At 69.6% G+C, this 556-nt stretch carries 1 protein-coding gene; it reads right to left on the reverse strand.

The window, feature by feature from the left end; translation table 11 throughout:
• Positions 1 to 3: 3 nt before the first annotated feature.
• On the reverse strand, positions 4 to 556 hold a 553-nt coding region (locus FNQ90_RS26185), incomplete at its 5' end, for an ECF subfamily RNA polymerase sigma factor, BldN family (RefSeq protein ID WP_182608561.1).

Here is a 556-nt window from a genome sequence, read left to right on the forward strand (position 1 = left end):
GGGTCAGCGCAGGTCGGGGGGGAGCAACCGGGCGAGGGTGCGCACCGCCCGGTACTGGAGGGTCTTGATCGCGCCCTCGTTCTTTCCCATCACCCGCGCGGTCTCGGCGACCGACAGGCCGCTGAGGAAGCGCAGGGTGACGCATTCCTGCTGCTGGGGGTTGAGGCGGCGCACCGCGTCGAGCAGGGCGGCGTTCGACAGGTGCTCCAGCACCGAGTCCTCGGGGCTGCGAACCATCTCGTCGGGGTCGAGCATCTCCCCGGTGGTCACCTCGAGGCGGGTGCGGCTGGACTTGTAGTGGTCGGCGACCAGGTTGCGGGCGATGGTCACCAGCCAGGCGCCGAAGTCCTTTCCCTGCCAGGTGAAGGTGCCGATCCGGCGCAGGGCGCGCAGAAAGGTCTCGCTGGTCAGGTCCTCGGCGGTGGCGCGGTTGTTCACGCGGTAGTAGACGAAGCGGTAGACGGTGTCCGAGTAGTGGTCGAAGAGCCGCCCGAAGGCCTCGCCCTCTCCGGCCTTGGCGCGTTCCACCAGGTCGACGGTGCACACGGCCCCGTCG

The organism is Streptomyces alkaliphilus, assembly GCF_014141535.1.
Taxonomy (GTDB): Bacteria; Actinomycetota; Actinomycetes; order Streptomycetales; family Streptomycetaceae; genus Streptomyces; species Streptomyces alkaliphilus.